Source organism: Saccharopolyspora sp. ID03-671 (assembly GCF_045278815.1).
GTDB classification, from domain to species: Bacteria; Actinomycetota; Actinomycetes; order Mycobacteriales; family Pseudonocardiaceae; genus Saccharopolyspora; species Saccharopolyspora ipomoeae.
The window spans coordinates 5671883-5693493 of sequence record NZ_CP134054.1; the positions used below are offsets into that span (position 1 = coordinate 5671883).

The 21611-nt window shown below is 71.0% G+C and carries 20 protein-coding genes and 1 pseudogene; 16 read left to right on the forward strand and 5 right to left on the reverse strand.

Going from position 1 to position 21611, the window contains the following annotated elements; genetic code table 11:
- Nucleotides 1-134: 134 nt before the first annotated feature.
- Nucleotides 135-737, forward strand: coding sequence for a phosphatidylinositol phosphate synthase (gene pgsA / locus REH65_RS26210; protein ID WP_406689526.1), 603 nt, complete (start codon nt 135-137; stop codon nt 735-737).
- Nucleotides 738-853: 116 nt separating this feature from the next.
- On the opposite strand, the gene REH65_RS26215 is transcribed toward pgsA, so the two are convergent.
- The gene (locus tag REH65_RS26215; RefSeq protein WP_406689527.1) at nt 854-2962 is read right to left on the reverse strand and encodes an elongation factor G-like protein EF-G2; all 2109 of its coding nucleotides are present in this window, start codon (nt 2960-2962) and stop codon (nt 854-856) included.
- Between the two features lie 198 nt (nt 2963-3160).
- Between REH65_RS26215 and pdxS the strand changes: the two genes are divergently transcribed.
- From pdxS to REH65_RS26275, 12 genes and pseudogenes are all read left to right on the forward strand, one after another.
- Nucleotides 3161-4063: a pyridoxal 5'-phosphate synthase lyase subunit PdxS gene (gene pdxS, locus REH65_RS26220; protein ID WP_406689528.1), complete on the forward strand. Its 903-nt coding sequence runs from the start codon at nt 3161-3163 to the stop codon at nt 4061-4063.
- Between the two features lie 60 nt (nt 4064-4123).
- Nucleotides 4124-4767 (forward strand): annotated as a pseudogene (pdxT, locus tag REH65_RS26225) (pyridoxal 5'-phosphate synthase glutaminase subunit PdxT).
- Nucleotides 4768-4801: 34 nt separating this feature from the next.
- Nucleotides 4802-5554, forward strand: a complete 753-nt coding sequence (locus REH65_RS26230; protein ID WP_281453865.1) for a YebC/PmpR family DNA-binding transcriptional regulator — start codon at nt 4802-4804, stop codon at nt 5552-5554.
- A gap of 71 nt (nt 5555-5625) precedes the next feature.
- Entirely contained in the window at nt 5626-6126 is a 501-nt protein-coding gene (locus REH65_RS26235) for a DUF4262 domain-containing protein (RefSeq protein ID WP_406689529.1), read from the forward strand.
- Between the two features lie 110 nt (nt 6127-6236).
- A complete protein-coding gene (ruvC, locus tag REH65_RS26240; protein WP_281453864.1) occupies nt 6237-6839 on the forward strand; it encodes a crossover junction endodeoxyribonuclease RuvC in 603 nt (200 codons plus the stop codon).
- Nucleotides 6836-7435: a Holliday junction branch migration protein RuvA gene (gene ruvA, locus REH65_RS26245; RefSeq protein WP_406689530.1), complete on the forward strand. Its 600-nt coding sequence runs from the start codon at nt 6836-6838 to the stop codon at nt 7433-7435. The genes ruvC and ruvA overlap by 4 nt, the downstream gene beginning before the upstream one ends.
- 8 nt (nt 7436-7443) lie before the next feature.
- On the forward strand, nt 7444-8514 hold the full coding sequence (ruvB, locus tag REH65_RS26250; RefSeq protein ID WP_406689531.1) for a Holliday junction branch migration DNA helicase RuvB: 1071 nt from the start codon (nt 7444-7446) through the stop codon (nt 8512-8514).
- A gap of 163 nt (nt 8515-8677) precedes the next feature.
- Nucleotides 8678-9076: a preprotein translocase subunit YajC gene (gene yajC / locus REH65_RS26255; protein ID WP_406693248.1), complete on the forward strand. Its 399-nt coding sequence runs from the start codon at nt 8678-8680 to the stop codon at nt 9074-9076.
- Nucleotides 9077-9414: 338 nt separating this feature from the next.
- Nucleotides 9415-10974 (forward strand): protein translocase subunit SecD, encoded by a 1560-nt coding sequence (secD, locus tag REH65_RS26260; protein WP_406689532.1) that lies wholly within the window; start codon nt 9415-9417, stop codon nt 10972-10974.
- Entirely contained in the window at nt 10971-12143 is a 1173-nt protein-coding gene (gene secF, locus REH65_RS26265) for a protein translocase subunit SecF (protein ID WP_406689533.1), read from the forward strand. Before secD ends, secF begins: the two co-directional genes overlap by 4 nt.
- Nucleotides 12143-12700, forward strand: a complete 558-nt coding sequence (locus REH65_RS26270) for an adenine phosphoribosyltransferase (protein WP_406689534.1) — start codon at nt 12143-12145, stop codon at nt 12698-12700. Before secF ends, REH65_RS26270 begins: the two co-directional genes overlap by 1 nt.
- Before the next feature lie 201 nt (nt 12701-12901).
- Nucleotides 12902-15214 (forward strand): bifunctional (p)ppGpp synthetase/guanosine-3',5'-bis(diphosphate) 3'-pyrophosphohydrolase, encoded by a 2313-nt coding sequence (locus REH65_RS26275; protein ID WP_281453857.1) that lies wholly within the window; start codon nt 12902-12904, stop codon nt 15212-15214.
- A gap of 236 nt (nt 15215-15450) precedes the next feature.
- Here the strand turns inward: REH65_RS26275 and REH65_RS26280 are convergent, their stop codons facing one another.
- Complete coding sequence (locus tag REH65_RS26280; protein ID WP_406689535.1) at nt 15451-16278, reverse strand: peptidylprolyl isomerase; 828 nt, start codon at nt 16276-16278, stop codon at nt 15451-15453.
- A gap of 156 nt (nt 16279-16434) precedes the next feature.
- Between REH65_RS26280 and REH65_RS26285 the strand changes: the two genes are divergently transcribed.
- From REH65_RS26285 to REH65_RS26295, 3 genes are read left to right on the forward strand one after another with little or no spacing between them, the layout of a single operon-like run.
- Entirely contained in the window at nt 16435-17118 is a 684-nt protein-coding gene (locus REH65_RS26285; RefSeq protein WP_406689536.1) for an MBL fold metallo-hydrolase, read from the forward strand.
- Nucleotides 17119-17139: 21 nt separating this feature from the next.
- Entirely contained in the window at nt 17140-18408 is a 1269-nt protein-coding gene (gene hisS / locus REH65_RS26290) for a histidine--tRNA ligase (protein WP_406689537.1), read from the forward strand.
- Nucleotides 18405-19037 (forward strand): hypothetical protein, encoded by a 633-nt coding sequence (locus tag REH65_RS26295; RefSeq protein ID WP_406689538.1) that lies wholly within the window; start codon nt 18405-18407, stop codon nt 19035-19037. Before hisS ends, REH65_RS26295 begins: the two co-directional genes overlap by 4 nt.
- A gap of 21 nt (nt 19038-19058) precedes the next feature.
- On the opposite strand, the gene REH65_RS26300 is transcribed toward REH65_RS26295, so the two are convergent.
- Genes REH65_RS26300 through REH65_RS26310 form a run of 3 tightly spaced genes read right to left on the reverse strand, consistent with a single transcriptional unit; the run spans nt 19059 to nt 21550 of the window.
- The gene (locus REH65_RS26300; protein ID WP_406689539.1) at nt 19059-19478 is read right to left on the reverse strand and encodes a hypothetical protein; all 420 of its coding nucleotides are present in this window, start codon (nt 19476-19478) and stop codon (nt 19059-19061) included.
- Between the two features lie 39 nt (nt 19479-19517).
- Complete coding sequence (locus tag REH65_RS26305; protein WP_406689540.1) at nt 19518-21116, reverse strand: YibE/F family protein; 1599 nt, start codon at nt 21114-21116, stop codon at nt 19518-19520.
- A 47-nt stretch (nt 21117-21163) separates the two neighbouring features.
- Nucleotides 21164-21550, reverse strand: a complete 387-nt coding sequence (locus tag REH65_RS26310; protein WP_281453850.1) for a helix-turn-helix domain-containing protein — start codon at nt 21548-21550, stop codon at nt 21164-21166.
- Nucleotides 21551-21611 lie beyond the last annotated feature (61 nt).

Here is a 21611-nt window from a genome sequence, read left to right on the forward strand (position 1 = left end):
CGGCTCACCGAGGAGGTTCGCGGATCGCCGCACCGGCGGGCTCCAGGCGATCGAGATCCGGTTAATCTGCAAGAACGCGTCGCGTGCGCGGACCCCACACCCGACCCCGACCCACGGCTGGCACCTGAAGGCACATGCTGAACATCTTCGCGCGGGCGTCCCTGTCCCGGCTGACCAATCCGATCGGTCTCGGCCTGGTCCGGATCGGACTGACGCCGAACGCGGTGACCGTCCTCGGCGCCGTCGCCTCGGTCGCGTCGGCGCTGTGGTTCTTCCCGCGCGGTGAGCTGTTCGTCGGCACCGTGGTCACCGCGCTGTTCCTGCTCCTCGACCTCGTCGACGGCGCGATGGCGCGGGTGGGCGGCCGCGTCACCCGCTTCGGCGCGGTGCTCGACGCCAGCTGCGACCGCATCGTCGACGGAGTCCTGTTCGGCTCGCTGCTGTGGTGGGCCCTGGTCGTCGACGGCGACCGGGATCGGGGTCTGGGGCTGCTGATCTGCCTGGCGGGTGCCCAGGTCATCTCCTACGTCAAGGCCCGGGCGGAGGCCAACGGCCTGAACGCCGACGGCGGCCTCGCCGAACGAGCCGAGCGCTTCCTCGTGATCCTCACCGGGGCGGGCCTCCACGGCCTCGGCGTCCCCTACGTCCTCGACGTGGCGATCTGGCTCCTGGTGGCCCTCACCCTCGCCACCATCACCCAACGCCTCCACGCCGTGCACACCTCGGCCCAGGCGTGACTCCCGCCCCGGAGCGGGTGTTCCGGGGGTGCCGTTGGTTGCCAGGGGACAGTTTTAGTGAAAACTGCCCATGATCAATATCCCTTTTGTCCGGACAGTTTTCACTAAAACCGTCCTCACTTGGGGACGAGGTTCTCCGGCATCGGCTCGTAGCTCTCGAAGTGGCGGGTGAAGGTGGCGCTGCCGGAGGTCAGCGAGCGGACGTTGACCGGGTAGCGGACGAGCTCGCTGGCGGGCACGTGCGCGCGCACGACCGTCCACCCGCCGTCCTCGGGCTCGGTGCCCACGACCTTGCCGCGCCGTCCCGACAGGTCGCCGAGGATCGCCCCCAGGTGCTCGTCGGGGATGTGCACCGCGACCTCGTCGACGGGTTCCAGCGTGGTCAGCCCCGCCTGCTCGGCGGCGGCCTTGACGCCCAGCGCACCCGCGGCCTGGAACGCGGCGTCGGAGGAGTCGACGCTGTGCGCCTTGCCGTCCACCAGCGTCACCCGCACGTCCACCACCGGGCAGCCCTCGGTGATGCCCTTCTCCAACTGCGCGCGCACGCCCTTCTCGACGCTGGGGATGAACTGGCGCGGCACGGCGCCGCCCACCACCTTCTCCTCGAACTCGATCCCGGAACCCGCGGGCAGCGGCTCGATCTCCAGGTCGCAGACCGCGTACTGGCCGTGCCCGCCGGACTGCTTGACGTGCCGCCCGTGGCCCTTCGCCGGTTTGGCGAAGGTCTGCCGCAGCGGCACCCGCACCGGCACCGTGTCCACCTCGGCACCGCCCTCGCGCAGCCGCTGCAGGACGACGTCGGCGTGCGCCTCGCCCATGCACCACAGCACCAGCTGGTGGGTCTCGCTGTCCCGTTCCAGCCGCAGGCTCGGGTCGGCCGCGATGAGCCGGTTGAGGTTGCGCGCCAGGGCGTCCTCGTCGCTGCGGTTGTGCGCGGTGACGGCGATCGGCAGCAGCGGTTCGGGCATCGGCCACGGCGTGAGCAGCAGCGGGTCGGACGGGTCGGAGAGCGTGTCGCCGGTTTCCGCCGAACCGATCTTGGTCAGCGCGCACAGGTCGCCGGCCACGCAGTGCGGCACCTCGCGCAGGGCGGCCCCCAGCGGTGAGTACAGGTGCGCGACCCGCTCGTCCTCGTCGTGGTCGGGGTGCCCGCGCTCGGCCATGCCGTGCCCGGAGACGTGCACCGGCCGCTCTGGGCGCATCGTCCCGGAGAAGACCCTGGCGAGCGAGACGCGTCCGACGTAGGAGTCGACGGAGGTGTGCACGACCTCGGCGGCCAGCGGCCCGTCCGGGTCGGGCGCGAGCAGCCGCGGGTCGCCGCCCTGCGGGTCGGTGAACTCGGGCAGCTCGTGCTCCAGCGGCGACGGGAAGCCGCGGCGGATGCCGTCGAGCACCTCGGGGATGCCGACGCCGGTCAGCGCCGACACCGGCAGGACCGGGTGCAGCCCGCCGCGCGCCACCGCCGTTTCGAGGTCGCCGATGAGCGCGTCCTCGTCGATCTCCTCGCCTGCGAGGTAGCGGTCCATCAGCGTCTCGTCCTCGCTCTCGGCGATGATCGCCTCGATCAGCTCGCCGCGCTGCTGCTGGACCTGGGCTCGCGCCGCGTCGTCGGCGGGCCGGGTCTCGCCGTCCTGGTAGACGCTCCCGGTGACCAGCCCGAGCAGCCCGGTCACCTCGCCGTCCTCGACGTGCGGCACGTACAGCGGAAGGACGCCTCCTCCGAAGGCGTCCTGGCAGGTCAGCAGTGCTGTGTCGAAGTCGGCGCGGGGCTGGTCCAGCCGCGCGATGACCACCGCCCGCGGCATCCCCACCGCCGCGCACTCGTGCCAGATCGCGCGGGTGGCCGCGTCGACGCCCTCGGCGGCGGCCACCACGAACAGGGCGGCGTCGGCGGCGCGCAGGCCCGCGCGCAGCTCACCGACGAAGTCGGCGTAGCCGGGGGTGTCGACCAGGTTGATCTTGGTGTCGCCGTAGCCGAGCGGCGCGATCGACAGGGCGATGGAGCGCTGCTGGTCGATGGAGGCGGGTTCGTGGTCGCAGACCGTGGTGCCCTCGGTGACCGCGCCGGGGCGCGGGATGACCGAGGTGTGCTCCAGCAGGGCCTCGGCGAGCGTGGTCTTGCCGGCCGCGGAGGGGCCGACCAGGACGACGTTGCGGATCTGAGCGGGTTCGGTGGGGGCCGGTACTCCCGGCCCGCCTGCTGTACCGGCTTGTTTGCTTCCCATGGCGAGCTCCTGCACTACCCGGCTAGCAGAGGTGTGCCACCGATCACACACCCGTCGGTGTGGTCGTGCAAGGCCGCGCTCGGGGGACCCCTGGACCAAGTGGACTACTGAAATCGAGGGTTAGTGGACCGTGGCGGTGGTCCAGTTCGTGTTAGGTTGGTTACCGGAACACCACCGGAATGTGAAGGAAGATCAACGTTGACTACCGCAGCGGACTCCGCCCCCACCGGCACCGACGGCGTGAAGCGGGGCATGGCCGAGATGCTCAAGGGCGGCGTGATCATGGACGTGGTCACCCCCGAGCAGGCCAAGATCGCCGAGCAGGCGGGCGCGGTCGCGGTCATGGCGCTGGAGCGCGTGCCCGCCGACATCCGCGCGCAGGGCGGCGTGGCGCGGATGTCCGATCCGGACATGATCGAGGGCATCGTCGAGTCGGTCTCCATCCCGGTGATGGCCAAGGCCCGCATCGGCCACTTCGTCGAGGCCCAGGTGCTGCAGTCCCTCGGCGTCGACTACATCGACGAGTCCGAGGTCCTCACCCCGGCCGACGAGGCCAACCACATCAACAAGTGGGCCTTCACCGTCCCGTTCGTCTGCGGCGCCACCAACCTCGGCGAGGCCCTGCGCCGCATCGCCGAGGGCGCGGCGATGATCCGTTCCAAGGGCGAGGCCGGCACCGGCAACGTCGTCGAGGCCACCCGCCACATGCGCCAGATCCGCGCCGACATGCGGAGGCTGTCCACGCTGGAGCCCGACGAGCTCTACGTGGCCGCCAAGGAGCTGCGCGCCCCGGTCGAGCTGGTCCGCGAGGTCGCGCGCACCGGTGAGCTGCCGGTCGTGCTGTTCACCGCCGGCGGCATCGCCACCCCGGCCGACGCGGCGATGATGCGCCAGCTCGGCGCCGAGGGCGTGTTCGTCGGCTCCGGCATCTTCAAGTCCGGCGACCCGGCCAAGCGCGCCGAGGCCATCGTCAAGGCCACCACCTTCCACGACGACCCGGACGTCCTGGCCAAGGTCTCCCGCGGTCTGGGCGAGGCGATGGTCGGCATCAACCTCGACGACCTGGGCGACAAGGACCGCCTGGCCTCGCGCGGCTGGTGAGAGCGTTCGCGGCCGGGTGGTGCGAGCGCACCGCCCGGCCGCACCACGTGAGGAGGAACGATGGCTGAACCCCTCGTCGGCGTGCTGGCGTTGCAAGGGGGAGTGGCCGAGCACCTGGCCGCGCTGGAGCGCAGCGGCGCTCGCGCGATCCCGGTGCGGCGGGTCGAGGAGCTCGACGCGGTCGACGGCATCGTGCTGCCCGGCGGCGAGTCGACCACCATGACCCGGCTGCTGGACACCTTCGAGCTGTATGAACCGCTGCGCGCCCGGCTGGCCGACGGCTTGCCCGCCTACGGCTCCTGCGCGGGAATGATCATGCTGGCGTCGAGCGTTGACGACGACCGGGCCGCCGCGGTCCGGCCGCTGGGCGCGCTGGACGTGGTCGTCCGCCGCAACGCCTTCGGGCGGCAGGTCGACTCCTTCGAGACCGACCTGGACTTCCACGGCATCGACGATCCGGTCCACGCGGTGTTCATCCGGGCTCCCTGGGTGGAGAAAATCGGCGCGGGCGTGTCCGTCCTGGCCACGGTGTCCGAGGTCCCGGACACCCCACCACCCCCGACGCCGCAGAGCGCGAGGGTCCCGCCGGTAGGATCGTCGCGGTTCAGCAGGGAGCGGTGCTCGCCACGGCCTTCCACCCGGAACTGGTCGAGGGGGACGAGCGAGTGCACCGCTATTTCGTACGGATCGTTCGCGAGCGGTGACAGCCCGCCGCGGGCGTGGATAGACGGAGGAGAGATGAGCGGCCACTCCAAGTGGGCCACCACCAAGCACAAGAAGGCCGCCGTCGATGCCAAGCGCGGCAAGCTCTTCGCGAAGCTGATCAAGAACATCGAGGTCGCGGCCCGCACCGGCGGAGGCGACCCGGAGGGCAACCCGACCCTCTACGACGCGATCCAGAAGGCCAAGAAGAACTCGGTCCCTGGGGACAACGTCGAACGCGCGCGCAAGCGCGGAGCTGGCGAAGAGGCCGGTGGCGCCGACTGGCAGACGATCATGTACGAGGGCTACGGCCCCAACGGCGTCGCCGTGCTGGTGGAGTGCCTGACCGACAACCGCAACCGCGCCGCCGGCGAGGTCCGCACCGCCATGACCCGCAACGGCGGCTCGATGGCCGACGCGGGCTCGGTGTCGTACCTGTTCACCCGCCGCGGTGTGGTTCTGCTGCCCAAGAACGGCCTCAGCGAGGACGACGTGCTCGCGGCCGTCCTGGAGGCGGGCGCCGAGGAGATCAACGACCTCGGCGAGAGCTACGAGATCCTGTGCGAGGCCTCGGACGTCGTCGACGTCCGCAAGGCGCTGCAGGCCGAGGGCATCGAGTACGACTCGGCCGAGACCAACTTCCTGGCCTCGGTCAACGTCGAGCTCGACGCCGACGGCGCGCGCAAGATCTTCAAGCTGATCGACGCCCTGGAGGACTGCGACGACGTCCAGAACGTCTACGCCGCCTTCGACGTCAGCGACTCCGTGATGGCGGAAGTCAACGCCTGACCTGTTCTGCCGAACCGCTCCTCCGGGACTCCCGGGGGAGCGGTTCTTGCGTTGACGTGCAGAATGACGCCGTGGTCGACACCGATGAATCACTGCGCAAGTGGATGGTCAACACCGCGGAGCAGCACGGCGCCGCGGTCATGCACGTGGCCGGCGACGACAGAGGCCCGGCCTACGCCTTTTCGGTGGGCGCGTGGCGCCGCTTCGGCAAGCCGGAGGTCGTGGTGATCGGGCTCCCGCAGGAGGTCGCGCACTCGGTGGTCAACACCTACGTGCAGCGAGTCGGTCAGGGCGAGCGCTTCCAGCCCGGACAGCTCTACGAGGGGTTCCTCCAGGGCTGCCCGGTGACCTTCGAGAAGATCGCGCTGCAGCACTACCCGGAGTACCTCGGCTCGGCCTTCCTGGTCTACAACGGTCCCGACTTCCCGGCCGTGCAGCTCATCGTCTCCAGCCCGGACGACGCCAAGTTCCCGTGGCAACCCGACGCTCCGGGCGGATTCCGCGAGTACCAGCCGATCCTCACCGACTCCGGCCTGCCCGAGTCCTGGACGCCCGGGGTCGACGGCCCCTGAGATCCACCCTCCCGGGTGAGGGGGAGGGCGTGTCGGGTGTGGTCGGTGGGGCCCGGTTCGCTAGGGTTCGAACGAGTGTTCTCGATGGCTTCGGCTGAGTGGGTGGCGTCGTGCGCGTGTTGGGAGTCGACCCGGGGCTGACCCGCTGCGGGCTCGGCGTGGTCGACGGCGGCAAGGGGCGCACCGTGGCCTGCGTGGCCGTCGGGGTGGCGCGGAGTCCGCAGGAGGACGAGCTCGCCACCCGGCTGCTCACCGTGGCCACCGAGGTCGAGCGCTGGATGGACCTCCACCAACCGCAGGTGGTGGCCATCGAGCGGGTGTTCAGCCAGCACAACGTGCGGACCGTCATGGGCACCGCGCAGGTCTCCGGCGTCGTCGCGCTCGCGGCGGCCCGGCGCGGTCTGCCGGTCGCCTTCCACACGCCGAGCGAGGTCAAGGCCGCGATCAGCGGCTCCGGCCGAGCCGACAAGAAGCAGGTCACCACGATGATCACCAAGATCCTCGGGCTGGCCGAAGCGCCGAAACCGGCCGACGCCGCCGACGCGCTGGCCCTGGGCGTCTGCCACCTGTGGCGGGCGCCGATGATGGACCGGATCGCCCGGGCCGAAGCGCGCGCCGCCGAGGCCGCGCGCACCCACCGCGCGAAGCTCAAGGCGGCCCAGGAGAAGGCCCAGCGGACGCAGGGCCCGAGAACAGGAGGCAGGACCCGATGATCTCCACGGTGCGCGGACCGGTGCTGTCGATCGGCCTGGATCACGCCGTGGTCGAGGTCGGCGGCGTCGGCATGGCGGTGCACGCCACCCCGAACACGCTCGCCGGGCTGCGTCGCGGCGAGGAGGCCCGGCTGTGGACCTCGCTGATCGTCCGCGAGGACTCGCTGACCCTCTACGGCTTCGCCGAGGCCGAGGCCCGCGACCTGTTCGGCCTGCTGCAGACCGCCTCCGGCGTCGGGCCGCGGCTCGCGCTGGCCACCCTCGCCGTGCTCACCCCGGACCAGCTGTGCACGGCCCTGGCCGACGGCAACCTCACGGTGCTCACCCAGGTCCCCGGCATCGGCAAGAAGAGCGCCGAGCGGCTGATCCTGGAGCTGCGCGACAAGGTCGGCGTCGTCGCGGGAACCACCGTCGAACCCGCGGCCACCGTCGACCGCGGACGCGTCCGCACCGAGGTCTCCGAAGCCCTGGTGGGCCTGGGCTTCTCGGCCAAGCAGGCCGACCAGAGCGTGGAGGCCGTGCTGTCCAACGGCGGCGGCGACCTGGACACCTCGGCCGTGCTGCGCAAGGCCCTGGCCACCCTCGGCCCCAAGTGAGGTAGCCGATGTACGAGGAAGAGGACTGGGCGGCCGTCCCCGCGGAACCCGTCTCGCTGGCCGCGCACGAGGACGACGGCGACGGCGACGTCGAGACGACGCTGCGCCCCCGCAAGCTCAGCGAGTTCGTCGGTCAGGCGCGCGTGCGCGAGCAGCTCGAACTCGTCCTGCACGGCGCCCTGCGGCGCGGCGACCAGCCGGATCACGTGCTGTTCTCGGGTCCTCCCGGGCTGGGCAAGACGAGCCTGTCGATGATCATCGCCGCCGAGCTGGGTTCGGCCATCCGCGTCACCTCGGGACCGGCGCTGGAGAAGCCGGGCGACCTGGCCGCGATGCTGTCGAACCTCACCGAGGGCGACGTGCTGTTCATCGACGAGATCCACCGCATCGCCCGGCCCGCCGAGGAGATGCTGTACCTGGCGATGGAGGACTTCCGGGTCGACATCGTCGTCGGCAAGGGGCCCGGTGCCACCAGCATCCCGCTGGAGCTGGCCCCGTTCACGCTGGTCGGGGCCACCACCCGGTCCGGTGCGCTGACCGGCCCGCTGCGCGACCGGTTCGGCTTCACCGCGCACATGGAGTTCTACGCGCCGGAGGAACTCGATCAGGTGGTTCGCCGCTCGGCCGGGATCCTCGGCGTCGACCTGCGCGACGACGGCGCCGCCGAGATCGCCGCCCGCTCCCGGGGCACGCCCCGCATCGCCAACCGGCTGCTGCGCCGGGTCCGCGACTACGCCGAGGTCCGCTCCGACGGTTCGGTGACCCGCGAGGTCGCCCGGGCGGCGCTGGAGGTCTACGACGTCGACGAGATGGGCCTGGACCGGCTGGACCGGGCGGTGCTGCGGGCGCTGATCAAGTCCTTCCACGGCGGCCCGGTGGGCATCTCCACGTTGGCCGTCGCCGTGGGCGAGGAACCCAGTACGGTGGAGGAGGTGTGCGAGCCGTACCTGGTCAGAGCCGGGTTCCTGGCGCGCACGCCCCGAGGCCGGGTGGCCACCGCCGCGGCCTGGTCCCACCTGGGCATGACGCCTCCGGCGAACGCGTCAGGGGACGGTCCGCCATCGCTGTTCGCGGAGTGACCGAATGGTGACAATCCGCCGTTACGGTGGCGACGGACCAGCCGATTGCCACGCGTCAACCTGGCACTTTCGTTGACCTGGCAGACTGGGGCTACGAACATCCGAACAAACCGGGCGCGGACTGCGTGGTTGGTCCTGTCGTGCGCCCGCTGAACGGAGCATGATGCAACTCCAATCCCTGATCCTGCCGCTGCTGATCGTTCTGCTCGCGGTGCCGCTGTTCCTGCAGGCCCGCAAGCAGAAGCGGATGATGGCCGAGCAGCAGAAGCTGCAGAACTCGATCACCGCAGGTGACCGGGTGATGACGACCTCCGGTGTCTTCGGCACGGTCGTGTCGACCAGCGACGACACCATCGACATCGAGATCGCCCCGGGCATGACCACCACCTGGGTGCGTCAGGCGGTGCGCGAGAAGGTCAACACCGAGGCCGAGACCCCGGCCGTCGAGGAGGCCCCCGCTGCCGAGGCTCCCGCCGAGGAGACCAAGGCCGAGGACGCCAAGGTCGAGGACGCCAAGGTCGAGGACACCGCCGAGTCGGCCGAGAAGCAGAAGACCAGCTGACGTACCCGGTCGACCCGACGACGGGCCCCGCGCGCGGGCGGCCCGCCGGGCGACCGCACGTCATCACCGCGACGCGGGAACCGGAGCCGACGACGCTCCGGTCCCGCGTCGCTGCGTTTCCGCCACCCCACGTAGTCGTGGCCCGTCCCGGGCCTGCCAGACTGGGTTGCTGTACGTGGCAGGCGGTGATGGCGAAGATCGCCACAAGATCGCATCGAACGGCGGAACCCGGTACAACCGGCGGTACGTTGTCGAGGGCGAAACCGCTCGTCGCTCGCGCTCTCGGCCTCGGCCGGGTCGCGCGTCCGAACAGACCCTGAACAGGAGACCGACGCACCGTGGCACCTCCGGCCGGGCAGCTGCGCCCAGGGCGTTATCTCGCGATCTTCGCGCTGATCGTGGTGGCGCTGTACGCACTGGTGTTCTTCACCGGTGATGGCAAGCCCAACCCGAAACTGGGCATCGATCTGCAGGGAGGGACGCGGGTCACGCTGACCGCGCGCACCCCGGACGGGCAGCCCCCCAGCAAGGAATCGCTGGACCAGGCGCGGCAGATCATCGAGACCCGCGTCAACGGCATGGGCATCGGTGGCTCCGAGGTCGCCCTCGACGGTTCGAACGTGGTCATCACGGTCCCCGGCGCGGGCGGCGAGGAGGCCAAGCAGCTCGGGCAGACCGCGGAGCTGAACTTCCGCAAGGTCGTCCAGACGCTGCCCGCCGCCCCGGCCGCCCCGGCTCCGACGACCCCGCAGCAGGCGCAGCCGCCGGGTGACTCGCAGCAGGCGATCGACGCCGCGAAGGCGACGCGGCAGAGCACCGATCCGAACGTGCTGATGCAGGCCGCCTCGGCCCTGGACTGCAACGCCGAGGACCCGCTGCGCGGCAACGACGACCCGAAGCTCCCGCTGGTCGCCTGCGATCGGGAGGGCACGGCCAAGTACGTCCTGGAGCCGGTCTTCCTGGAGGGCAAGGAGATCGCCGACTCGACGGCCCAGCCGCCGAGCACACAGCCGGGCGGCACGCCGAGCTGGACGGTCAACCTGAACTTCAAGTCTGCAGGTGCCAAGACCTGGGCGGACTTCACCTCGGCGAACGTCGGTCAGCAGGCCGCGTTCGTGCTGGACGGCGAGGTCGTCTCAGCTCCTTCGATCAACGTTCCGCTGCTGGGCGGGAATGCCCAGATCAGCGGCCAGTTCAACCAGCAGTCCGCGACGGACCTGGCGAACATCCTCAAGTACGGCTCGCTGCCGCTGGCCTTCGACCAGTCCGAGGCCGAGACGGTCTCGGCGACGCTCGGCGTCGCCTCGCTGGAAGCGGGACTGATCGCGGGCGGCATCGGTCTGCTGCTGGTGGCCGTGTACTGCCTGGCCTACTACCGGCTGCTGGGCATCCTGACCGTGCTGTCGCTGATCCTCTCCGGCGGTGTGGTCTACGGCGTGCTGGTCCTGCTCGGGAGGTGGATCGGCTTCACCCTCGACCTCGCCGGCGTCGCCGGCTTCATCGTGGCGATCGGCATCACCGCTGACTCGTTCATCGTGTTCTTCGAGAGGCTCAAGGACGAGATCCGCGAAGGCCGCACCTTCCGCTCGTCGGTGCCCCGGGCGTGGGTCCGGGCGCGGCGCACGATCCTGTCGGCCGACGCGGTCAGCTTCCTGGCCGCCGCGGTGCTCTACGTGCTGGCCGTCGGGCAGGTGAAGGGCTTCGCGTTCACCCTCGGCATGTCCACCGTGCTCGACCTCGTGGTGGTCTTCCTGGTCACCCACCCGCTGGTGGCGCTGGCCTCGAAGAACAAGTTCTTGTCCAAGCCGTCGGTCTCCGGGCTGGGCGCCGTGCAACGCATCGGCAACCGGGCCCGCGCCGAGCGCAAGGCCACCGCGACCACCTCCAAGGAGGCGTGAAGGTGACGACTCCTCCCATCGAAGAGGCCCAGAAGCGCGAGAGCGTCTTCCACCGGCTCTACACCGGGACCGGTGCCTTCGACATCGTCGGCAAGCGCTCCCGCTGGTACATCGCGCTGGGTCTGCTGGTGCTGGTGTGCATCGGCGCGATCGGGTTCAAGGGCTTCAACCTCGGCATCGACTTCGAGGGCGGCACCAAGATCTCCATGCCCGCCGTCGGCGCGCAGGGCCCGATCGAGACCGATCAGGTCCAGGCTGCGTTCAGCAAGGCCGTCGGGCACCCGGCCGAGACCGTGCAGGTCGTGGGCGCCGGTGCGAACCAGAGCATCCAGGTCCGGGCTTCGTCGCTGACCGTCGACCAGGTGCTCAAGGTCAAGCAGGAGATCTTCACCGAGACCCAGCCGCTGGACGCCGCCGGCAAGCCCAGCCAGCAGGTGATCAGCGACAGCGCGGTCTCCGGCACCTGGGGCGGTGAGATCACCACCCAGGCGCTGATCGCGCTCGGCGTGTTCCTGGTGCTGGTGACGATCTTCCTGGCGTTCTACTTCGAGAAGTGGATGGCGGTGGCGGCGCTGATCGCGCTGCTGCACGACGTCGTGGTCACCGCGGGCGTCTACTCGCTGGTGGGCTTCGAGGTCACGCCGAGCACCGTGATCGGTCTGCTGACGATCCTCGGGTTCTCGCTCTACGACACCGTGGTGGTCTTCGACAAGGTCAAGGAGAACACCCGGGGTCTGCTGAGCATGACCCGCCGCACCTACCCGGAGGCGGCGAACCTGGCGGTCAACCAGACGCTGATGCGCTCGATCAACACCTCGGTCATCGCGCTGCTGCCGGTGCTGGGCCTGCTCGTGGTCGGCGCCGGTCTTCTCGGCGTCGGCGTGCTGCGGGACCTGGCGCTGGTGCAGATGGTCGGCATGATCGCCGGTGTCATCTCGTCGATCTTCCTGGCCACGCCGCTGCTGGTGGACTTCAAGATGCGCGAGTCGAAGTACCGCTCGCACGCGAAGAAGGTCGAGCAGCGCCGGGCCAAGGCCGCCGCCCGCGAGGCGGGCGAGGAGGTCCCGGAGGAGCCCAAGCGCCCGGTCGCGGCCGGTGCCGCGCGCCCGCAGCCGGGTGCGCGCCCGGCGGGCAAGGCCGGTCGCCCGAGCGGGAAGCGTCGTCGTTGATGTCCGAGGAGTCCTCTCCCGTCGAGGTGGTCGACGGAGATGATGTCGCGCTCAAGGAATCCGTGCGCCTGATCCGGGAGGTCCCGGACTTCCCGGAGCCGGGCGTGCTGTTCCGCGACATCAGCCCGATGCTGGCCGATCCGGCGGCGTTGCGGGCGATCACCGACGCGCTGGGTCGCGGCCTGGAGTTCGACGTCGTCGCCGGGGTGGAGGCCAGGGGCTTCCTGCTCGGCGCGGCCGTCGCCCAGGCCTTCGGGACCGGTGTGATCGGTCTGCGCAAGCCCGGCAAGCTGCCGGAGGTCGCGGACCGCATCGAGTACGAGCTGGAGTACGGCCGCGCGACCCTGGAGCTGCCCGCCGACACGCTGCGGTCCGGTCAGCGCGTCCTCGTCGTGGACGACGTGCTGGCCACCGGCGGCACCCTGGGCGCGGCCTGCCGGCTGATCCGCCAGGCGGGCGCCGAGGTCACCGCGGCCACCGTGGTCATGGAGCTGACGGCCCTGGAGGGCCGCGACAAGATCGTCGGCGAGCACGTCCGGGCCCTGCTGCGGTCCTGATGGTGGCGCTGCTCCCCGGCAGCGCCACCACGGTCGGTGATCGGTTCGACCGAAGTTCCAAGGTCGTCTCGACTGCAGGAGGTGACCGTTGGGCGTATCGACGACCACACCAGGGATGGGTCGTCGACCCGTCGGCGTTATTCTCAGTGTCCGGGTCCCCCGGACCTGGGATTGAGCAACGCCTGAGCCCGGGAGCGTGCGGTGAGCCACCACGTTGATTCTCCTTCGGCGACCGATCCGGTCGCCGAGCCGCGTGCGACCTCGGCCACGCGCCGAGTGCGCGCCAGACTGGCCAGGAGGATCACCGCCCAGCGCGCCGCCCAGGTCAAACAGGTTCTGGAGCCGTTGGCGGCGGTCCACCGCGAGCTGCACCCGCAGGCCGACCTGACGCTGCTGCAGCGCGCCTACGACGTGGCCGAGGAGAAGCACCGCAGCCAGAAGCGCAAGTCGGGCGACCCGTACATCACGCACCCGCTCGCGGTGGCCACGATCCTCGCCGAGCTGGGCATGGACACGACGACGCTGGTGGCGGGCCTGCTGCACGACACCGTCGAGGACACCGAGTACTCGCTGGAGCGGCTCGGCGCGGACTTCGGCGACGAGGTGGCGCACCTGGTCGACGGCGTCACGAAGCTGGACAAGGTCAAGCTGGGCGCGGCCGCGGAGGCGGAGACCATCCGCAAGATGATCATCGCGATGGCCCGGGACCCCCGGGTGCTGGTGATCAAGCTGTCGGACCGGCTGCACAACATGCGCACCATGCGCTTCTTGCCGCCGGAGAAGCAGGCCCGCAAGGCCCGCGAGACGCTGGAGGTGCTGGCCCCGCTGGCGCACCGGCTCGGGATGGCCACGATCAAGTGGGAGCTGGAGGACCTGGCCTTCGCCATCCTGCAGCCCAAGAAGTACGACGAGATCGTGCGCCTGGTCGCCAACCGCGCGCCTTCCCGCGACACCTACCTGCGCACGGTGATCGACGAGCTGTCCACGCAGCTCGACGCCGCCCGGCTGGCCGCCAAGGTCGAGGGCAGGCCGAAGCACTACTACTCGATCCACCAGAAGATGATCGTCCGCGGTCGCGACTTCGACGACATCCACGACCTGGTGGGCGTGCGGATCCTGGTCGACGAGATCCGCGACTGCTACGCGGCGATGGGCGTGGTGCACGCGCTGTGGCAGCCGATGCCCGGCCGATTCAAGGACTACATCGCCCAGCCGCGCTTCGGCGTCTACCAGTCGCTGCACACCACGGTCATCGGTCCCGAGGGCAAGCCCCTCGAAGTGCAGATCCGCACCCACGAGATGCACCGCACCGCCGAGTACGGCATCGCCGCGCACTGGCGGTACAAGGAGACCAAGGGCCGCAACAGCGGTGGCGGCGTCGAGGTCGACGAGATGGCCTGGATGCGCCAGCTCCTCGACTGGCAGCGCGAAGCCGCCGACCCGGGCGAGTTCCTGGAGTCGCTGCGCTACGACCTGGCGACCCGCGAGATCTTCGTGTTCACCCCCAAGGGTGACGTGATCACGCTGCCGTCCGGGTCGACGCCGGTGGACTTCGCCTACGCCGTGCACACCGAGGTCGGGCACCGCTGCATCGGCTCGCGGGTCAACGGCCGGCTGGTGGCGCTGGAGCGCAAGCTGGAGAACGGTGAGGTCGTCGAGATCTTCACCTCCAAGGCGGAGGGATCGGGACCGAGCCGCGACTGGCTGTCGTTCGTCGCCTCGCCGCGCGCCAAGGCCAAGATCAAGCAGTGGTTCGCCAAGGAGCGCCGCGAAGAGGCCATCGAGTCCGGCAAGGAGCTCATCACCAAGGAGATCCGGCGGCTCGGACTGCCGGTGCAGCGCCTCGTCTCCGCCGAGGCGCTGGGCGCGGTGGCCCGCGAGCTGCACTACGTCGACGTCACCGCCCTGTACGCGGCGGTGGGGGAGAAGCAGCTCTCCGCGCAGCACCTGGTGCAGCAGCTGGTGCAGCACATCGGCGGGCCGGAGCAGGCCGCCGACCAGATCGCCGAGCGCTCCACCCCGTCCACCCTGGAAGGCGGCGGGAAGCGGCGCAGCAGCGGCGATTCGGGCGTGGTCGTCAAGGACGCCGGGGACGTGTGGGCCAAGCTGGCCCGCTGCTGCACCCCGGTTCCCGGCGACGAGATCCTGGGCTTCGTCACCCGCGGCGGCTGGGTCAGCGTGCACCGCACCGACTGCACCAACGCCGACGACCTGCGCCAGACCCCGGAACGGCTGGTCGAGGTCCACTGGGCCCCGTCGTCGTCCTCGGTCTTCCTGGTCGCCATCCAGGTCGAGGCCCTCGACCGGCACCGCCTCCTCTCCGACGTCACCAAGGTCCTCGCCGACGAGCGGGTCAACATCCTCTCCGCCTCGGTCACCACCTCGAAGGACCGCGTGGCGGTCAGCCGCTTCTCCTTCGAGATGGGCGACCCCAAGCACCTCGGCCACGTCCTCAAGGCGGTCCGCAACATCGAAGGCGTCTACGACGTCTACCGAGTCACCTCCGCCACCTGACCCACCCCACCCGGTCAGTTCCAAACCCGGATTACGGCCGTAATCGGAACCCGGATTACGGCCGTGTTCGGGACCCGGATTACGGCCGTCTTCGGGCAGCGGATTACTCCCGTTTTCGGGGTAAGGATTACGGGAGTGATCCCGGGTGACCCCGTGCGAAAGGGGCACCGTTCCGGTGGAACGGTGCCCCTTTCGCACGGGTCCCGCTGGGTGCGCGGGCGCTGGTCACGTCCGGGTCAGGCCTGGACGTTGATCTTGTTGAAGGTGACCGGCTTGGTGGGGTGGCCGCCTCCTGCGGAGGAGTCGAAGGCGCCGTCGTGGCCCGCGCGGGCGACGTCGTCGATGACCTTCAGGCCCTCCGGCGAGATCGTGCCGAAGACCGTGTAGTCCGGTGAGAGCTGCGCGTCGCCGAAGACCATGAAGAACTGGCTGCCGTTGGTGTTCGGGCCCGAGTTCGCCATCGCCAGGTAGCCGCGGCCGTACTTGAGCTCCGGGAACGTCTCGTCGTCGAAGGCGTAGCCGGGACCGCCCGAGCCCTGCCCGGTCGGGTCACCGCACTGCAGCATCTGCAGGCCCTCGGTGCTGATCCGGTGGCAGTTGGTGCCGTCGTAGAACGACTGCTTGGCCAGGCTGACGAAGCTGTTGACGGTGCACGGCGCCAGCGACCGGTCCAGGGTCAGCGGGATGGCGCCCTGGTTGGTGTCGATGGTGGCCTGCACGGTGCCCTTCGAGGAGACCTCGCCGTTGGCCGGCGGCTGCACCGGCTTGCTCGCCTGGCCGTCCGGGCGGTAGGTGCACGAGACCGGGTCGGCCAGCGGCGCCGGGCGCGCGGGCGGCGGTGCGAGCTCGGTGGGGATGTTGACCTGCGGCTGCGGCGGCTGCTGAGCTGCGGGCTCGTCACCGCTGCGGCTGAAGTAGAAGACCCCGATCACGACCGCGATGACCACGACGATCGTCGCCCCGATGGTGATCACCCGGCGTCGCTTGGCCTGCTGCTCGCGCCGCTCCATCTGGCGTTCGAGCTTGCGCTTGGCCGCTTGCCGCCGCTGCTCGTTGCTGGGCACTTGCTCCCCTCCCCGCACTCCATGATCTGATGTTGTCCGGCGAGTTTATGAGGTGCCCCGCGACCGCTTCCTGAGAGCCCACGCCGGTGTGCGCAGGCGGATCGGCGGCGGACGATAACCTGGGTTCGCCCATCCTCGACGAAAGGCCCTTCTGACGTGCTTGTCCTCGGGTTCCCGGTCGGACCGCTGCAGGCGAACTGCTACGTGCTCGCGCGCGGCGAGGGCGAGCCGTGCGTGGTCGTCGACCCAGGTCAGGATGCCGTCGAGCCGCTGAACGAGCAGCTGGCCAAGCACCGGCTCACGCCCGCCGCCGTGCTGCTCACCCACGGGCACTTCGACCACGTGCTCTCGGCCGCGACGATCTGCGCCGAGCACGACGTGCCCGCCCACATCCACCCGGACGACCGGTTCATGCTCGCCGACCCGGGCGCGGCGCTCGGGCCCGCGGGCCGCCAGCTGTTCGGCGACGGCATCACCGGATCCGAACCGGCCGAGCTCCGCGAGATCGGCGAGGGCGACGTGCTGGAACTGGCCGGGCTCGGCTTCGAGGTCACCCACACCCCGGGCCATACCGGCGGATCGGTGCTGTTCGGCGTCGGCACCGAGGAGGGCGGACGGCTGGTGCTGTCCGGCGACACCCTCTTCGCCGGGGCCATCGGGCGCACCGATCTGCCCGGCGGCGACCACGGCCGGATGCTCGAGTCGCTGAGCACCAAGGTGCTGCCGCTGGACGACGAGACCGTCGTGCTGCCGGGCCACGGACCCACCACCACCATCGGGCGCGAGCGCGCGGGCAACCCGTTCCTGCAGGAACTCCCCGCGCCCGGCGCTTCCCACTGACGAGGACGAATCGCACATCAGATGAGCACGTTCAACGCCCCCAAGGGCATCCCGGAGTACTTCCCGCCGGACTCGGCGGGCTTCCTCGCGGTCCGCGAGACCCTGGCCGACGCCGCCCGCCGAGCCGGGTACGGCTACATCGAGCTGCCGCTGTTCGAGGACACCTCGCTGTTCGCGCGCGGTGTCGGCGAGTCGACCGACGTGGTCAGCAAGGAGATGTACACCTTCGCCGACCGCGGCGGCCGCTCGGTGACGCTGCGCCCGGAGGGCACGGCCGGCGTGATGCGCTCGGTCATCGAGAACGGTCTCGACCGCGGTCAGCTGCCGGTGAAGCTGTACTACAGCGGCGCGTTCTTCCGCTACGAGCGCCCGCAGGCCGGCCGCTACCGGCAGCTGCAGCAGGTCGGCGTGGAGGCCATCGGCGTGGACGACCCGGCGCTGGACGCCGAGGTCATCGCGATCGCCGACGAGGGCTACCGGCGGCTGGGCCTGACCGGGCACCGCATCGAGCTGACCTCGCTGGGCGACAGCACCTGCCGCCCGACCTACCGGGCGAAGCTGCAGGAGTTCCTGCGCGGGCTGCCGCTGGACGAGGACACCCAGCGCCGCGCCGAGCTCAACCCGCTGCGGGTGCTCGACGACAAGCGGCCCGAGGTCCGCGAGATGGTCGCCGACGCGCCGCTGATGGTCGACCACCTCTCGACCGACGCCAAGGAGCACTACGAGGCGGTCAAGGCGCACCTGGTGGACCTGGGCGTGGCGTTCGTGGAGAACCCGCGGCTGGTGCGCGGCCTCGACTACTACACGAAGACGACCTTCGAGTTCGTCCACGACGGTCTGGGCGCGCAGTCCGGCATCGGAGGCGGTGGCCGCTACGACGGGTTGATGGCCGAGCTCGGGGGTCAGGAGCTGTCCGGCATCGGCTTCGGCCTCGGCGTGGACCGCACGCTGCTGGCCTGCCAGGCCGAGGGCCTCGCGGTCGGTGACCAGGCCCGCTGCGACGTCTACTGCGTGCCGATGGGCGAGACCGCCAAGACCAAGCTGGTCGCCGCGGCCGGTGGGCTGCGGGCGCACGGCGTCCGCGTCGACCTGGCCTACGGCGGCAAGGGCCTCAAGGGCGCGATGAAGGCCGCCGACCGCTCGGGCGCCCGGTTCGCGCTGGTCCTGGGCGAGCGCGACCTGGAGTCGGGCAGCGCGCAGCTCAAGGAGCTGACCACCGGCGAGCAGCGCGCGGTGTCGCTGGAATCGCTGGTCGACGACGTGCGCGCGGCGGTCGCGGAGAGCCGATGAGCGACGTCGAGGCGGTGCCGCTGGACCTCCTGGACCGGCGCACCGTGCGGGTCCGGGCCCGCAACGTGGCGATCGCGGCGGTCGTCGTGGCCGCCGCGCTCGGCGGCGTCGTCAGCCTGTTCGCGGGACCCGTCGGGTTCGTGACGACGCTGGTGATCGTGGCGGTGCCGCTGCTGGTGCTGGCCTGGACCGAGTCGCGCAAGACGATCACGCTGCGCGGCCACGAGGTGGTGGCGCGGGCGCTGGGCAGCCGCGCCGTCGACGTGCACCGGGCGACGCGGCTGGAGCTGTTCGTCATGGACCTGCGCGGCGCGCGCACGATCAACGTCCTCATCGGCGGCGCCCCGAAGGGCAAGGCGATCACCGTCTCGCTGGCCATGTACGCCGGGACGGGCGGACGCGAGCTGGGCATCTACTCGCTGCGCCGGTTCGCCGACGCGCTGGCGGGCAACGAGGACACCCGCGCCCTGGTGCTGTCGCAGCTCGTCGTCGCCCAGCTCCGAGCGGAGGCCCGGGGCGAGGCCCCGCCGAACCGCCCGCTCTACCAGCTCGCGTCGCTGGCTCCCCAGGGCCGCATGGCCCAGCGCCTCCAACCGGATGCGGTCGCCAAGTTCGTGGCCGCTCTCTGACGTCGCCCCTCTCTGACGGGTTCAGGCCCGGTCGAGGGCCGCGATGAGGAGGTGGGCCGTCTGGTCGAGCTGCGCCGTCGTCTTGGTGAGGGTTTCGACGTCGGGTTCGAGCGCCCGGAGGTCGCAGGCGAGTTGGACGACCTGCTCGTGCAGGACCCGCAGCTGGTCGGTCGCGGGGCCGAGGGCGTCGCCGGTGGCGGCGAGCCGGTTCAGCGCTTCCCGGGTGTCGGCGAGCCGGTGGAGCGCCTCGCGGGTCCCGGCGAGGTCGTCGGCCACCGGGCCGAGCTGTTCCAGGGCGAGGGCCAGGCGGGGCAGGGCGTGGATCGCGGCCAGCACGGCCGTCGCCTCGCGGAGCACCGCTCCGCCGAGGAGCGTCAGGCCGCCCAGCAGGCGGGCCGGCACGCTCAGGACGCTGCTGAACGCGGGTAACGGCGTGGACATGCCCGCCAGTCTGCTGCAGGCCGGGCCCGTCGCGCAGCCCTACCGGACGCCTGGTTCACCACGACGTCGTCGCCTCTTCGCCCGTTCGGCACCGGCCTCGCCCGGACGCCCGGCGGGTTCCTGGCCGGCGACGAGCGCGGCGATGGCGGTCGTGATGGGCACGGCCGCGACCAGGCCGACGCTGCCGACGAGGGTCCGCACGACCTCCTGAGCCACCGCCTGCGAGCTGACGATCTCGCCGAAGGTCCGGCCCGACAGCGTGTAGGCCAGCAGCATCGGCAGCGCCGCTCCCGCGTAGGCCAGCACCAGCGTGTTGACCGCCGAGGACACGTGGTCGCGGCCGATGCGCAGGCCCGCGGCGTAGAGCTCCCGCCAGGACAGCGTCGGGTTCGCGGCCCGCAGCTCCCAGACCGCGCTGGTCTGGGTGACGGTAACGTCGTCGAGGACGCCGAGCGCGCCGATGACGATCCCGGCCAGCAGCAGTCCGCGGGCGTCGATGGGCGCGCCGAGCGCCCCCATCAGGCTGGAGGTGTCCTCGTCCAGCCCGGTCAGGCTGGTGGCGGCGGAGAACGCGGTGCTCAGGAACCCGATCAGCGCCAGGCTCAGCATCGTGCCGAGCACGGCGGTGGAGGTGCGCGCGGAGAACCCGTGCGTCAGGTAGAGCACCACGAACATGATCAGCCCGGCGCCGACGACCGCCACCAGCAGCGGGTCCTGCCCGGCGAGGATCGCCGGGAGCACGAACCCGACCAGCATCACCAGGCTCAGGCCGAGGCCGACCAGCGCGGCCAGTCCCTGCCAGCGGCCGAGCACGAGGACGGCGGCGGCGAACACCAGCGCCAGGACCATCAGCGGGGTGCCGCGCTGGAAGTCCACGACCTGGAACGACGTCGGTTCGTCGGGGTTGTCCCCGGCGTAGGAGAGCACGACCTGGTCGCCGACGGCGAAGCGCGGCGTGCCCGGGTCGGTGGGCATGAGCTGCTGGATGGTCTGGTTCGGCCGGGGACCGTCCTGCATCTTCACGGCGAGCTGGACGCAGCCCGACCCGGACTCGCCCTCGTTGCAGGAGGCGCTCTGGGCGGCGACGACCTCGCCGTTGACCGGGTACTGCCCGAACCCGAGGTCGGCGCCCGTCCTCTGGTGGTGACCCCACGGGTAGAGCACGGCGATGCCGATGGCGGTGGCGACCGCGAACGGGATCAGCAGGAACGCCAGCAGTCGCTTGACCTGCTTCGACGCCGGTGCGGCCGGGGTGTGGCCGTGACCGTGGCCGTGCCCGGGGGGTTCCTCGCGGCGGCGGTGCGAGCGCGGTTCCTCCGGCGGTTCCGGCGCGGGATCCGGGGGAGCGGGCTGGGGTCGCGGCGGGCGGGCGCGCTGCGGTTCCGGCCGCTGCGGCGGAGCCTGCCGAGGATCACGCGGCGTCCGGCCCTCGTGGGGAGGCTGGCCCTCGTGGGGAGGTTGGGCTTCGCGGGGAGGTTGCCCCTCGTGGGGAGGTTGGGCTTCGCGCGGCGGCCGGCCCTCGCGGGGAGGTTGGGGTGGCCGGCGGCCGGGCTGCTGCGGAGGCGGCGCCTGCCACGCGCCCTGTCCCGGCTGCCGGTGGCGAGGCCGGCGTCCGGGGATCTCGGGTGGCTCGGTCACCGGGCAATTATGCGGGTCGGTCTCGCGGAATCACCGACCCCACCGGTTCAGCTCCGGTCGTCGTAGACCGACCGCGCGGAGAGCACGTCGGGCACGTGCGCTTCGGACCACCGGGCGAGCCCGGAGACCAGGCGCGCGGCCTGCTCACCCAGCTCGGTCAACGAGTAGTCCACGCGCGGGGGGATGACCGGGTGTGCCTCGCGGTGCACGAATCCGTCCCGTTCGAGGGTCTGCAACGTCTGTGCCAGCATCTTCTCGCTCACCCCACCGATGATCCGGCGCAGTTCGCTGAACCGGCGCCCGTCCTCCAACAGGGCGGCGAGGACGAGCACGCCCCAGCGGCTCGTGATGTGCTCGAGAACGCTGCGCGAGGGGCAGGCGGCGATGTTCACATCGGGCCGCTCGGTGGTGGTGACCTCGTTGCTTACCGGCATGCCACTACCTTACTTCAAAGTGGGTACTAACCAGAAGTTAGTTTCACGGCTACGGTCGGTC

Coding starts and splice junctions, on each gene's coding strand:
- ruvA (WP_406689530.1), top strand. CDS start 6,836: ATGATCTCCACGGTGCGCGGACCGGTGCTGTCGATCGGCCTGGATCAC.
- REH65_RS26215 (WP_406689527.1), bottom strand. CDS start 2,962: ATGGGAAGCAAACAAGCCGGTACAGCAGGCGGGCCGGGAGTACCGGCC.
- ruvB (WP_406689531.1), top strand. CDS start 7,444: ATGTACGAGGAAGAGGACTGGGCGGCCGTCCCCGCGGAACCCGTCTCG.
- REH65_RS26300 (WP_406689539.1), bottom strand. CDS start 19,478: ATGTCCACGCCGTTACCCGCGTTCAGCAGCGTCCTGAGCGTGCCGGCC.
- pgsA (WP_406689526.1), top strand. CDS start 135: ATGCTGAACATCTTCGCGCGGGCGTCCCTGTCCCGGCTGACCAATCCG.
- REH65_RS26270 (WP_406689534.1), top strand. CDS start 12,143: ATGTCCGAGGAGTCCTCTCCCGTCGAGGTGGTCGACGGAGATGATGTC.
- yajC (WP_406693248.1), top strand. CDS start 8,678: ATGCAACTCCAATCCCTGATCCTGCCGCTGCTGATCGTTCTGCTCGCG.
- REH65_RS26230 (WP_281453865.1), top strand. CDS start 4,802: ATGAGCGGCCACTCCAAGTGGGCCACCACCAAGCACAAGAAGGCCGCC.
- REH65_RS26310 (WP_281453850.1), bottom strand. CDS start 21,550: ATGCCGGTAAGCAACGAGGTCACCACCACCGAGCGGCCCGATGTGAAC.
- hisS (WP_406689537.1), top strand. CDS start 17,140: ATGAGCACGTTCAACGCCCCCAAGGGCATCCCGGAGTACTTCCCGCCG.
- REH65_RS26295 (WP_406689538.1), top strand. CDS start 18,405: ATGAGCGACGTCGAGGCGGTGCCGCTGGACCTCCTGGACCGGCGCACC.